The organism is Faecalibacterium faecis (assembly GCF_040096475.1).
Taxonomy (GTDB): domain Bacteria; phylum Bacillota; class Clostridia; order Oscillospirales; family Ruminococcaceae; genus Faecalibacterium; species Faecalibacterium taiwanense.
This window is the reverse complement of sequence record NZ_JBBMEP010000006.1, coordinates 81,258-94,397: the sequence shown is the minus strand read 5'-3', so window position 1 is coordinate 94,397 and position 13,140 is coordinate 81,258. Positions and strand designations below refer to the sequence as shown.

Sequence of the window (13,140 nt, the reverse complement as noted above, 5' to 3'; positions counted from 1 at the left end):
CGTGATTCAGATCAAAAATGCGAAAGAGCTGGACGGCATGCGCAAGGCAAATGCCCTGAGCGCAGCTGCCCTGAAGTACGGCGGTGAGCATATCGAAGCAGGTATGACCACATGGGAATTGGATAAGCTGATCTACGACTTCATCGTGAAGCACGGCGGAACCCCCAATTTCAAGGGTCTGTATGGCTTTCCGGGCACGGCCTGCATCAGCCTGAACGATACCATCATCCATGGTATCCCTTCGCATGACATCGTCATTCGTCCCGGTGATATCGTCAGCATCGACACCGGCGCAAAGATCGACGGCTTCAACGGCGACAATGCCTGCACCTATGCGGTGGGCAAGGTCGATCTGGAAGCACAGCGCCTGCTGGATGTGACCAAGGCTGCTCTTTATAAGGGCATCGAGCAGGCTGTGGCCGGCAACCGCATCGGCGACATTGGCTATGCCGTGCAGAGCTACTGCGAGGATGCCGGTTTCTCGGTCGTCCGCGAGTTCGTGGGCCACGGCACCGGCCGTGAGCTGCACGAGGACCCGGAAGTGCCCAACTACGGCCATCAGGGCCGCGGCCCGCGCCTTGTGCCCGGCATGACCATTGCCATTGAGCCCATGATCTGCCAGTACGACTGCAAGATCACCCAGTCCAAGGACGGCTGGACCGTCAAGACCAAGGACGGTGGTCTGGCTGCGCACTTTGAGCACTCCAATGCGATCCTGAAGGATCACACTGAGATCATGACCCGCTTCTGGGATGACCCGGATTTTGACCCGGAAAAGTTCAGCCTGAAGTAAGCTGATCCCTGAAATATGAGAAGCGCCGCCTGTGAAGAGCAGAAATGCTCCGCCGCAGGCGGCGTTTTTGCAGGGACAGACCTGCTGTTTGTGCAATTATGACAACTTTTGGTGAAAAAGTTTCATCTTTGCGGTGGAGAAAAACCAAGACCGGGGAGAGAAAGGACAGCTTTTGAATTTCGAGAATTTTTTATCGGAAATACGGAAAAAACCTCTTGCAAATTGACAACAAAAGGTGTATAATCTATAAATGGCTGTGGAAGCCAGATACTTCCTCGGCGGACAGGGATTTTCTGCCCGTTTTGCGGATTTTGTGCCGCGAAAGATGAAGTATGTGGCGATCATCGCCGCCTGTCCGTCTGTGGACCGGCACTGGAACTGGAGAACGCTGAAGCGGCAAGCTGCGGTCAAACGGGCGCAGGCACGCGAAAACCGCGGCGCTTTCAGGGTTCCAAGGCAAAGGCACCGGTTCAGGTTCAACGACAAACTGAGCAGATCCAATGAGGAGGCAAATAGCTTGTCTAAGGAAGACGTTATCGAGATCGAAGGCATTGTGCGTGAAGCCATGCCCAACGCCATCTTTAAGGTGGAAATGTTGAGCGAGGATAAGAACACCGGGAAGCTCACTCCCAGCGGTCACATCCTCTTAGCGCACATCTCCGGCAAGCTGCGGACCAATTTCATCCGTATCCTGCCCGGGGACAAGGTTACCGTGGAAATGTCGCCCTATGATCTTTCTAAGGGCCGCATCACCTGGCGCTCCAAATAAGCACCAGGGTATCAACCAAAAGGAGGTTCAACATCATGAAGGTCAAGCCTTCCGTGAAACCCATCTGCGAAAAGTGCAAGGTCATCCGCCGCAAAGGCCGCGTGATGGTCATCTGCCAGAACCCCAAGCATAAGCAGCGCCAGGGCTAATTCGGGCGCCTGGGGGTCAAGTGCGTAGAGTCCCGGCGCAGACCCCGACACTGACATGGGATGATTTTTGGAGGAAACTACTATGGCACGTATTGCCGGCGTTGACCTGCCCCGCGAGAAGCGCGTTCAGGTGGGTCTCACCTACGTTTATGGTATCGGCCAGACCACTGCTAACAAGATCCTGGAAGCAACTGGCATCAACCCCGATACCCGCGTCAAGGACCTGACTCTGGAAGAAGAGGCTAAGATCCGTGACTACATCGATCAGGCTAACATCATCGTTGAAGGCGACCTGCGCCGCAACGTTGCTCTGGACATCAAGCGCCTGGTTGAGATCCAGTCCTTCCGTGGCACCCGCCATCGCAAGAATCTGCCCTGCCGCGGCCAGCGTACCAAGACCAATGCACGTACCTGCAAGGGTCCCAAGCGCACTGTCGCTAACAAGAAGAAGTAAGGAGGATTTGAGAAATGGCAAGTGCAAATAATGCCAAGAAGGGCGCTAATGTCCGCATGAAGCGCAAAGAGCGCAAGAACATTGCTGCTGGTCAGGCTCATATCCAGTCTACCTTCAACAATACTGTTGTCACCATCACCGACCTGCAGGGTAATGCAGTGTCCTGGTGCTCCTCCGGCTCCCTGAACTTCCGCGGCAGCCGTAAGAGCACTCCGTTCGCAGCCCAGTCTGCTGCTGAGACCGCAGCCAAGGTTGCTATCGAGCATGGCATGAAGACCGTTGAGGTCTACGTCAAGGGCCCCGGCGCTGGCCGTGAGTCCGCTATTCGTGCGCTGCAGGCTACCGGCCTGGAAGTCACCCTGATCAAGGACGTGACTCCCATCCCCCACAATGGCTGCCGTCCCCCGAAGCGCCGTCGTGTCTGATCGAAGGAGGAAATTGAATTATGGCAAAGAATACGCAGCCTATCGCAAAGCGTTGCAAGGCCCTGGGCATTTCTCCTGCGGTCATGGGCTATGCAAAGAAGAATACCACCCGCAACTCCAATGGCAACATGCGCAAGAAGCAGTCTGAGTACGCATCTCAGCTGAAGGAGAAGCAGAAGGTCAAGTTTATCTACGGCGTTCTGGAAAAGCAGTTCCACAATGCTTACCTGCGTGCTGAGGCCCGCCCCGGCAAGACTGGTGAGAACCTGCTGCAGATCATGGAGTGCCGTCTGGACAACGTCGTGTTCCGTCTGGGCTTTGCTCAGACCCGCCGCGACGCTCGTCAGCTGGTGTCCCACGCTCACTTCACCGTCAACGGCAAGAAGGTCAACATTCCTTCTTACCAGGTGAAGGCTGGCGACGTGATCGAAGTGCGCGAGTCCAGCCGCAGCTCTGCAAAGTTTGCAAAGCTGACCGGCCCCGAGGCTCCCGTTGTTGCTCTGCCCGCATGGCTGAACCGTGAGACCGGTTCTCTGAAGGGTGTTGTCGCAAAGCTGCCCGAGCGCAGCGATATCGACTACGAAGTCGCAGAGCACCTCATCGTCGAGCTGTACTCCAAGTAATCCATTAAGAAGGCTGGGCCTTCCCCGTGGACGGCTCACTTTCGCATTCTTTTCTTTGAAAGAATTTAATAATGGGCCGGCGGCAGCGCCGGTTTGACAAGGAGGGCATAGATATGATGGAGATTGAACGTCCCAAAATCGAAACGGCAAGCCTGTCCCCGGACGGCCGCTACGGCAAATTCGTGGCAGAACCGCTGGAGCGTGGCTTTGGCATCACACTGGGCAATAGCCTGCGTCGTGTGCTTCTTTCCTCTCTGCCCGGTGTCGCCGTGACCAGCGTCAAGATTGATGGCGTGGTTCACGAGTTCTCCACCATTGAGGGCGTCAAGGAAGACGTTACCGAAATTGTCCTGAACCTGAAGGGTATTGCTGCAAAGCTGTACACCGATGGTCCGAAGACAGTGCGTGTTGAGGCAGTCGGCCCCTGTGAGGTCACCGCTGACAACATCAAGCAGGGCGACGACATCGAAATTCTGAACCCTGAGTGGCACATCGCAACCCTGGGCGAGGGCGGCAAGCTCGTCATGGAGCTGACCTTCGATAAGGGCCGCGGCTATGTGCCCGCAGAGCGCAACAAACAGGCTATCATCGAGAAGAACGATATCAACACTCTTCCCGTTGACAGCATTTACACCCCTGTGCTCAAGGTGAACTACAACGTCGAGAGCACCCGTGTTGGCCAGGCGATCGATTATGACAAGCTGACCATTGAGGTTTGGACCGATGGCACGATCAATGCGCAGGAAGCCGTTTCTCTGGCTGCCCGTGTGCTGACCGAGCACCTGAACCTGTTCGTCAACCTGTCCGATGAGGCAGCCGGCGCTGAGATCATGGTGGAGAAGACCAACGACGACAAGGAAAAGGCTCTGGAAATGACCATTGAAGAGCTGGATCTGAGCGTGCGTTCCTTCAACTGCCTGAAGCGCGCAGGCATCAACACGGTGGAAGATCTGGTCAGCAAGAGCGAGGACGAGATGATGAAGGTCCGCAACCTCGGTCGCAAGAGCCTGGAAGAGGTCATGGCAAAGCTGGATTCTCTGGGCTTCAAGCTGAACACGGATGACGATAACTAAAAATAATTAAGGAGTGAAACGGGATGCCCGGTACCAGAAAGCTCGGTAGAACCAGCGACAGCCGCAACGCTATGATGCGTGCTATGGTTACCTACCTGTTAGAGAATGGCAAGATTGAGACCACTGTCACTCGCGCTAAGGACGTTCGTTCCATGGCCGAGAAGATGATCAGCCTTGGCAAGGCAAGCGACCTGCACACCAAGCGTCAGGTTTATGCCTACATCACCAAGGAAGATGTTGCAAAGAAGCTGTTTGATGAGATCAGCCCCAAGTACGCTGACCGCAACGGCGGCTACACCCGCATCATCAAGATCGGCGCTCGCCGCGGCGACGCTGCTGAGATGGCAGTTCTGGAGCTCGTCTGATCTGCTCTGACTGTTTGATACAGTGTTCAAAAGCCCTTTCCCAGCAATGGGAGAGGGCTTTTTTTTTGCGTGGCATTTTCATTGCTTCTGAATGTTCCCGGGAATAGTGGGCAAAACCGCAAACATTTCAACAATTCCACTAAAAAACTCGAACCTATTTTCTAGCAAAATGCCTCTTGATATGTTGTATGGGGGGGGGGGTAAACTTAAAATGCAGACGGTGCCTTTTGGGGTGGGTGCCTGCAAAATAACAAACGAAAAGAGGAAGAGAACATGAGAAAAAAGAGTACGAGACTTCTCAGTGCAGCACTTGCGGTGTGCATGATGCTGTCGGTTCTGCCGGTGGGCGCATTTGCGGCGGAGCCGGGGGCGGCAGAACCGGAAAATGGCGTGAGTGCGCAGGCGGATGCTGCTGTGCCGGAGGGGTATATTGCAATCAACGAGAAAAACTTTCCGGACAAAAATTTTAGAGACTATGTGGCGGGAGAATGGGATAAAAATCTCGACAACCGTTTCAGCCCAAGTGAGATCGCGAACGCAAAGTGGATTACTTGTGATAATAAAGAAATAAGTAACTTAAAGGGAATCCAGTTTTTTACGAACATCTGGCTCCTCGAGTGCTATTATGATAATCTGACAACGATAGAAACGATAGATTTGAGCAATAACAAAAATCTGTCAAAGATTAACTGTATATACAACAAATTGGAAGAGCTGGATGTAAGCGAGCTGCCGCTATTGAAAGAGTTCTACTGTGACGGTAATAAGTTACAGTCGATCGACGTGAGCGAAAATAAGAAGCTGAAAGATTTTTCTTGTAAAGAAAACTCCTTGGGTACATTGAATGTAAGTCAAAACAAGGAATTAGAGAGATTAGTCTGCGGACACAACAATCTGACGAAATTGGATGTCAGTGAAAATAAAAAACTTAAAGAGTTCTGGTGTTATGAGAATAAATTGAGCAATCTGGATCTGGGAAATCAGACAGAGTTGGAAGTGTTAAGCTGCGCAAAAAATCCACTGAGTGTATTGGATGTAAGTGCGAACACGAATCTGAAGAAGTTGCTTGTTTCTAATACAAATCTGACGGAATTGAATGTAAGTGCGAACACGAATCTGGAGAAGTTGGATGTTTCTAATACAAATCTGACGTCGCTGGATGCAACGAACAATACGGCTTTGGAGACGTTTATTGGGAAGGACTGCAGCTATAATATTGCAGTTGAAGGTGATGGAAAGTTTGACCTTACCACTTTGCCGGGAAAATTTGACGCAAGCAAAGCAACTGCTACAGGTGGCGGCACAATCAATGAAAATGAAAATATCCTTACGGTTGACCCCAATTCCAAGACGTTCCGCTACGATTATGATATCGGACAAAACAACAAAAAAATGAATGTCGTACTGAATGTGCATTGGCATAATTACAAGTGGAACCATGACGGTACCAAACACTGGAGGGAGTGCACTACTGCAAACTGCCCGGGCCTGACGGATGCGCAGGAAGCCCCCCATGTTTACGACAATGCAAAAGACAAGGACTGCAATACATGCGGTTATGTGCGTCCGCTGTACACTGTGACCACAGTCAATGCCACTGCAAAGCTTGAGAGCGAAGCTGAAGAACTGAAGGCTCCTGTGGCCGCAGGCACTGAAGTGATTTTGACTGCCGGAAATGCTCCCGAAGGAAAGACATTTGCAGGCTGGAAGCTGTATAATGTAAGTGATACTGAGAGTGAAATCACGGACGAAACAGAACTTGCCAAGCTGTTGAAGAATGGCATCGCCACCACCGCGACCCTGACCCTGACCATGCCCGCTTATAATGTTAAGGCGGAACCGTATTATAGCGATATTCCGTATAATATCACGGCTGTAAACTGCACTGTGGATAAGACCAAAGCTGCTAAGGGCGATACTGTAACAGCAACGCGCAGGGCGCTGAAAGCCAACGAGCGCTTTACCGGCTGGACGGTGAAGGTGAATGGTGTTGAGCAAGACCCGGACACCTTCCTGAAGCCGAACACGGACGACCCCGCCAAAGTGAGCTTTACCATGCCGGCTGAGAACGTGGAAATAAAGGCAAACTTTGAGGGGAATCCCACGCTGAACATCGGCGATCATGTGACTGCGAACATTGACGGCAGCGATGCGTCCGTACCGAGCGGCAGCACTGTGCCGGTGGGTGAAACCGTGCACCTGACAGCCATTGCGCCGGAGGGACAGCACTTCACCGGCTGGACGGTGAAGGTAGGCGGTGAGGAAGCAGACAACTTCCTGACCCCGGACAAGAACGACCCCACCAAGGCGACCTTTACCATGCCGAGTAAGAATGTGGAAGTGACGGCAACCTTCGCGGAGGACTCCATTCCTGAACCCGACCCGGTTGGACCCAGCGATACCGGCAACATTCAGGGCGCGATCTCTGCTGTGGTCGTGGGTGCTGCCGCAGGTGCGATCATCTATGAAGCCGGCACCGGCATCTACCGCGTCATCAATATGCCCGGCATCCCCATGCCCTCCAACCGTATCGAGCTGGCCGAGCTGCTGTGGGAGCACGCCGGCAAGCCGGAACCTGTAAGCACCGCCCTCTACAGCGACATCGAGCAGGACGACACCGATGCCCAGAAAGCTGCTCACTGGGCAGTGGAGCAGGATCTGATGAAGGACGATGCGGACAACAATAAATTCCACCCGGCCTTCCCCGTCAGCAAGCTGCGCACCTGCCTGACCTGGAACGCCGCAAAAGAAAAAGGCTTGTTTGACAAGACCGAAGAATAAAAATCAGGACCCCGAGGGGGCTGCTGCACCAAATGTGGTGCAGCAGCCCCTTTTCTCGTTTTCGGGTGTTGGAATTGCGCCCGCCCCGTGGTATACTGACAATAGCATGTTTTCGGCCTTTGGCCGGACAAGTTTTCCACACAGAGGAGGCGCAGCGGTTGAAACATCCGAATCATTTTGGCCGGTGGTTGGCTTGCGTGCTGCTGTGCCTGCTTCTGGCAGGCTGCAGCATGCCCGGTGAACAGGTGCAGGTGGAAGAGCTTCTGCGTGCGCCCAAGCTTTCCGGCGATTACGGCGATGTGCAGACTGCCCTGAACGACTGGCTGGGGGAGAGCGCACAGCTCAAATATCCCATGCAGGGCGACCTGCTTTCGCCTTTCCTGCTGCAGGATCTGGACGGTGACGGCAGGCAGGATGCCGCCGTGCTTTACACCACCGCCCAAAGCTCCAACGTGTGCATTGCCATCCTGCAGAAGGATGATGCCGACATCTGGCATGTGCGCCAGAACGTAGAGGGCCTTGCAGACACGGTAGAGTCGGTGGGGCTGGCCCAGCTGCAGCCCGGCGATGCCACCCAACTGGTGGTGGGTTATACAGCGGCACAGGGCGACCATTATCTGGCTGTGTATTCCTACACCGACGGCGTGCTTTCCACGATCCTGGAGCAGCAGTACCAGCAGTATCTGGTGGAGGATATCACCGGCGGCGGCAATCAGGATCTGATCCTGATGTCTACGCTGGAGGACGGCGGCGTGCAGATCGAACTGCTGACCGTGGATAAAGAGGGCAGCTTCCAGCAGGTGGCTGTTATGGGCCTTTCCGCCAATCGGTTCGCCGGCTGCGCCTCGGTGGCGGCGGGTGTGGGTGCGGACGGCAGGCATTATCTGGTGCTGGATGGCTGGACCGGCATTTCCGGCAACAATCTGGCCAGCGTGCTGCTGCGTTTTGACGAGGACACGCAGCAGATGGTGCCTGCCGATCAGATCAGCACCGAAAAGCTTTACACCGCATCCCTGCGCAATGTGCCCAGTCTGGTCAGTCAGGATCTGGACGGCGACGGCATCGTGGAGATCCCCACCCAGCCGGACGAAGCGGGCCTGCTGAACATGAGCCAGAGCCGCCGCATGGATTTTATCGTGTGGATGGACTATACCAGCCCGCACCCGGAAAAAAGCTTCGGGCTGCTGGACGAAGAGACCAACTGCTATATCGAGCTGCCCATGGAGTGGGAGGGCAACCTCAAACTGACCGACAGCGAACAATATGATGGTGCAGTGGAGCTGCGCACGGTGGACGAAGACCAGCTGATAATGACCCTGCGTTTGGTGCGCACCACCTCCAGCCTGAAGGGCTGGATCCGCCTTGGCATCGTGGCATCCCGCCAGATGCAGGCGAAGCTTGCCCCGGATGTGGAGATCCGTGATAAAAATTACCGCCTGTCCAAGGCGCTGTATCTGCTCAACTAAAGAACGGAGGAACAGTTCATGGTACGAGTGCTTGTCGTTGAAGATGAAGCCAACATCCGCGAGATGATCGCGCTGAACCTGCGCCTTGCGGGCATGGAGGCTGTGGAGGCCGAAAGCGCCGAGGCGGCTCTGCCGCTGCTGGAGAAGAAGCCGGGCTGCGATGCGGCCATTCTGGATGTGATGCTGCCGGGCATGAACGGCTTCTCCCTGTGCGAGACCATCCGCCGCACCGATCAGAAGATCGGCATTATCATCCTCAGCGCCAAGGGACAGGAGCAGGACAAGATCCGCGGCCTTTCTATTGGTGCCGATGACTATATGACCAAGCCTTTCAGCGTAAGCGAACTGCTGGCCCGTGTGAAAGCGCTGTGCCGCCGCGTCGGCCGTACTGCAGGCGGGGACGAAAAAGAAAAGGAAAACCCGCTGGGGATGCTCACCAGCGGCGAATTTGTGCTGGACGAGAACCGCCGCGTGCTGCTCAAGGCAGGCCAGCCTATTGAGCTGACGCAGGTGGAATTCCAGATCATGGAGCTGTTCTTCCGCAACCCCGGCATTGCGCTGGTGCGCGAGAAGATCTTGAAGGGCGTGTGGGGCGAGAACTATTTTGGTGACGTGAAGATCGTGGATGTGAACATCCGCCGTCTGCGCATGAAGGTGGAGGATGAACCCAGCCATCCCACCCATATCCTTACTGTGTGGGGCTACGGTTACAGATGGGAAGAATGAGAAGCGGGATCACCCGCCGGTGGCTGCGGGGCAACCTGCTCATCACCGTGCTGCTGGTGCTGCTGGCCGAAACCATGTTCCTGTACAACTACACACGCAGCTATTATAACAGCGTGCAGCAGACCATGTACCGGCGGTTCTCTTCGGTGTCCGGCCAGCTGAAAATGTACACCGGCGATACGGTGCAGAGCACGGCGGCTACCCGCAGCGTGGCCCTGCGCCGCATGGTGGAGCAGTTTGCCGATAAGGACAAATACGAGTTCATGCTGCTGGACAGCTATGGCGGGGTCATTGCGTCCTCCAGCGGCACAAATGCGGACGGCATTGTGACCGGCATCGACTTTGAGCAGGCGCAGGAGGCTTCTGACGGCCTTGGTGTGGCGGTCTACCGCACCCAGTCCGGCGAGCTGGTGATGGCGGCCTGTTATCTGGTGCCCTATGCCGCCGAGGATGTGGCGGCGATGCGTCTTGTCACCAGCCTGACCCTTGTGGGAGCGCAGATCAAGAACGCCCTCGCGGTAAGTGTTGTGATCGCGGCGGTGATCCTTGCTTTCACCGTGATGTCCGGCCTGTACTTCATCCGCAGCATCGTGGTGCCGCTGGGACAGGTGGAGCGCACCGCAGCCAGCATCGCCCGGGGTGAGCTGGATGTGCGCCTGCCGGTCACTGGCAACGAGCACGACGAGGTGGACCGCCTGCGCGGCACCATCAACCAGATGGCCGAAGGGCTGGAAGAGACCGAGAAGATGAAGAACGAGTTCATCAGTTCCGTCTCTCACGAGCTGCGCACGCCGCTCACCTCCATCCGGGGCTGGGTGGAGACCCTGCGCACACTGGACGACCCGGCAGACGAGAACTACCGCAAGGGCCTTGAGATCATCAACAACGAGACGGGCCGCCTGTACAACATGGTGGAAGAGCTGCTGGATTTCAGCCGTCTGCAGAACGGCCGCATCCGTATGGACTGCCGCCCGCTGGACCTTGTGGCAGAGCTGACCGATGCGGTGCTGTTCTGTGAAGCACGCATCCAGCGCGAGGGCCTTGTGCTCAGCTACACCGAGCCGGAGGAGATGATCCCGGTCTATGCCGACCCGGACCGTCTGCGGCAGGTGTTCATCAACATCATGGACAACGCCATCAAGTACTCGGCCCCCGGCGGGCGCATCACGGTCAAGCTGTGGGCGGGCGAATATAAGGCTTTTGCGGAGATCATCGATCAGGGCCGCGGCATCCCGCCGGAAGACCTTGAGAATGTCAAGACCAAGTTCTACAAGGGCAGCAATTCGGTGCGGGGCAGCGGCATCGGCCTTGCGCTGGTGGATTCCATCATGACTGCACTGGACGGCACCATGGACATCAAGAGCACGCTGGGCCGCGGCACAGTGGTCACACTGGGCTTGCCGCTGTACCATAAGGCGTGAAGATTTTGTCACAATTCTGTGGTAAAATAACCGGGAAAAATATGATCCGATAGGAGAACCCAATGAATCAACCCAAAAAGGAACGTTTTAAGACCAGCGTCGGCGGGCAGGCGCTGATGGAAGGCATCATGATGCGCGGCCCGAAGCTCATCTGCTGCGCCGTGCGCAAGCCGGACGGCACCATTGAGACCAAGATCGACCCTGTGAAGAACCACGGCATCTGGACAAAGATCCCGCTGGTGCGCGGTGCCATCTCCATGATCGAAAGCCTGATCGTGGGCTACCGCTACATGATGTACTCGGCTCAGGTGAGCATGGGTGACGACTACGACCCTGAAGAGGAAGAGACTGCCTTTGAAAAATGGGTGGGCGACCACTTGGGCAAAAAGGCAGAGGACGCACTGCTGGCCTGTGCCGCCGTACTGGGCGGACTGCTGGCGATTTTGCTGTTCACCGTGCTGCCCACCCTCATCGTGGGCGGCGTGAACCACTTTGTAACATTGGGCCGCTGGGCCAAGGTGGTGCTGGAAGCGGTGCTGAAAGTTGGCATCTTCCTCACCTATATGGTGGCCATCTCCAAGATGAAGGAGATCCACCGCGTGTTTGAGTACCACGGTGCCGAGCACAAGACCATTGCCTGCTATGAGGCCGGTGATGAGCTGACCGTGGAGAATGTGCGCAAGTACACTCGGTTCCATCCGCGCTGCGGCACCAGCTTCCTCATTCTGGTGGTCATCGTCAGCGTGTTCCTCTACAGCGTGCTGCCGTGGGGCAGCATCGGCCTGCGGGTGCTGTTCAAGCTGCTGCTTCTGCCGCTGGTCATGGGCATCAGCTATGAGCTGCTCAAGTGGTGCGGCCGGTCCGATAACATTGCCACCCGCATCATCCGCCAGCCCGGCATCTGGGTGCAGCACCTGACCGTGTTTGAACCGGACGACAGCATGATCGAGGTGGCCATTACCGCTGTGACCCCTGTGCTGCCCGAGGACCCGGAGGATGGCAGATGGTAATTGCTGGTTTGACCCCGCGCGAAGCGGTGCGGGCCGTGGAAGCCCGGCTTTCCGCTGCAGGGTGTCCGGATGCCGATTACGATGCACGGGAGCTGTTCCGCGTGGCAGCCGGGCGGGATGCCCGCCTTTCCGACCGGGTGCTGACCACAGAGGAAGCGGAAAAGCTGGAAGCCCTCTGCACGCGCCGTGAGCAGCGGGAACCGCTGCAATACCTGTGCGGGATCTGGAGCTTTCTGGATTTTGACCTTGCCGTTGGCCCCGGTGTGCTCTGCCCCCGGGCAGACACTGAGGTGGTAGCGGAAGCGGCTGCCAATACCCTGACGGGCATTGCAGCGCCCCGGGTGCTGGATCTCTGCGCGGGGACCGGCTGTTTGGGGCTGGGCGTCAAGCGCTTCTGCCCGGCGGCGCAGGTGACCTGCGTGGAAAAAAGCCCGGAAGCCTTTGTTTATCTGGAAAAGAACTGCCGCTGCGCCCTGAAAGGGCAGGGCGGGCAGACGGAGGACTTGCTGGAGCCTACCGCGTTTGAGCAGGCAGATGTCCCGGCCTTTGACTGGGGGCCGGCGCTGAACGCTCTGCGCGCAAAGGCAAAGCCAGCCTATGCGGTGCAGCCGGTGGAGGGCGACCTGTTCACCTACTGGCAGGGCCTGCCGGAAGGGCAGCTTGATCTGATCGTATCCAACCCGCCCTACCTCACCGCCGAGGAAATGCGGCACCTGCAGCCGGAGGTGGCACAGGAACCGGCCATGGCGCTGGAAGCGGGGGAGGACGGCCTTGTGTTTTACCGTGCCCTTGCAGAGCATTACCAGAATGCACTGCGGCCCGGCGGAGCGCTGGTGCTGGAGATCGGCTGGCAGCAGCGGCAGGCTGTGGCGGCACTGCTGGCTGCAAACGGCTGGGCAGACATTGAGTGCCGCAAGGATTTTGGCGGCAATGACCGGTGCATGATTGCCCACAGACCCGAAAAATAAAAGTGAAAATAGAAACAACTTCTTGTTGTAATATTTTGATTTTGTGGTATACTATACTGGAAAGTATACGGACAGCCCGCGCACGGCGGGCAGCAGGAAGAAAAGGAGCAGCACGCT

Annotated in this window: 14 protein-coding genes; all 14 read left to right on the top strand. The window is 56.3% G+C overall.

The window, feature by feature from the left end; genetic code table 11:
• The first annotated feature begins 1 nt into the window (after position 1).
• The 14 genes from map to WMO17_RS04435 all read left to right on the top strand — a co-directional run bounded on the left by map (position 2) and on the right by WMO17_RS04435 (position 13,023).
• Positions 2–793 (top strand): type I methionyl aminopeptidase, encoded by a 792-nt coding sequence (gene map / locus WMO17_RS04500; RefSeq protein ID WP_097777145.1) that lies wholly within the window; start codon positions 2–4, stop codon positions 791–793.
• 517 nt (positions 794–1,310) lie between these two features.
• Positions 1,311–1,562, top strand: a complete 252-nt coding sequence (infA, locus tag WMO17_RS04495; RefSeq protein WP_005937979.1) for a translation initiation factor IF-1 — start codon at positions 1,311–1,313, stop codon at positions 1,560–1,562.
• Positions 1,563–1,597: 35 nt separating this feature from the next.
• A complete protein-coding gene (gene rpmJ, locus WMO17_RS04490; RefSeq protein WP_005921832.1) occupies positions 1,598–1,711 on the top strand; it encodes a 50S ribosomal protein L36 in 114 nt (37 codons plus the stop codon).
• Between the two features lie 82 nt (positions 1,712–1,793).
• Positions 1,794–2,165 carry a 30S ribosomal protein S13 gene (gene rpsM / locus WMO17_RS04485; RefSeq protein WP_005937976.1) on the top strand — a complete coding sequence of 124 codons (372 nt, stop codon included), beginning with the start codon at positions 1,794–1,796 and terminating at the stop codon, positions 2,163–2,165.
• Positions 2,166–2,179: 14 nt separating this feature from the next.
• The gene (rpsK, locus tag WMO17_RS04480) at positions 2,180–2,590 is read left to right on the top strand and encodes a 30S ribosomal protein S11 (protein WP_005934894.1); all 411 of its coding nucleotides are present in this window, start codon (positions 2,180–2,182) and stop codon (positions 2,588–2,590) included.
• Between the two features lie 20 nt (positions 2,591–2,610).
• Entirely contained in the window at positions 2,611–3,213 is a 603-nt protein-coding gene (gene rpsD, locus WMO17_RS04475; RefSeq protein ID WP_005937973.1) for a 30S ribosomal protein S4, read from the top strand.
• Positions 3,214–3,326: 113 nt separating this feature from the next.
• Positions 3,327–4,286, top strand: coding sequence for a DNA-directed RNA polymerase subunit alpha (locus WMO17_RS04470; RefSeq protein ID WP_044953267.1), 960 nt, complete (start codon positions 3,327–3,329; stop codon positions 4,284–4,286).
• 23 nt (positions 4,287–4,309) lie between these two features.
• Positions 4,310–4,651: a 50S ribosomal protein L17 gene (gene rplQ / locus WMO17_RS04465; RefSeq protein ID WP_005921819.1), complete on the top strand. Its 342-nt coding sequence runs from the start codon at positions 4,310–4,312 to the stop codon at positions 4,649–4,651.
• 273 nt (positions 4,652–4,924) lie between these two features.
• Positions 4,925–7,432 (top strand): InlB B-repeat-containing protein, encoded by a 2,508-nt coding sequence (locus WMO17_RS04460; RefSeq protein WP_349137564.1) that lies wholly within the window; start codon positions 4,925–4,927, stop codon positions 7,430–7,432.
• Between the two features lie 158 nt (positions 7,433–7,590).
• Positions 7,591–8,898, top strand: coding sequence for a hypothetical protein (locus WMO17_RS04455; RefSeq protein ID WP_349137563.1), 1,308 nt, complete (start codon positions 7,591–7,593; stop codon positions 8,896–8,898).
• Positions 8,899–8,916: 18 nt separating this feature from the next.
• Positions 8,917–9,624 (top strand): response regulator transcription factor, encoded by a 708-nt coding sequence (locus WMO17_RS04450; RefSeq protein ID WP_005937958.1) that lies wholly within the window; start codon positions 8,917–8,919, stop codon positions 9,622–9,624.
• Positions 9,621–11,045: a sensor histidine kinase gene (locus WMO17_RS04445; protein WP_120079784.1), complete on the top strand. Its 1,425-nt coding sequence runs from the start codon at positions 9,621–9,623 to the stop codon at positions 11,043–11,045. The genes WMO17_RS04450 and WMO17_RS04445 overlap by 4 nt, the downstream gene beginning before the upstream one ends.
• Positions 11,046–11,107: 62 nt before the next feature.
• On the top strand, positions 11,108–12,055 hold the full coding sequence (locus WMO17_RS04440) for a DUF1385 domain-containing protein (protein ID WP_097774403.1): 948 nt from the start codon (positions 11,108–11,110) through the stop codon (positions 12,053–12,055).
• Positions 12,049–13,023, top strand: a complete 975-nt coding sequence (locus WMO17_RS04435; protein WP_349137562.1) for a N5-glutamine methyltransferase family protein — start codon at positions 12,049–12,051, stop codon at positions 13,021–13,023. Before WMO17_RS04440 ends, WMO17_RS04435 begins: the two co-directional genes overlap by 7 nt.
• Positions 13,024–13,140 lie beyond the last annotated feature (117 nt).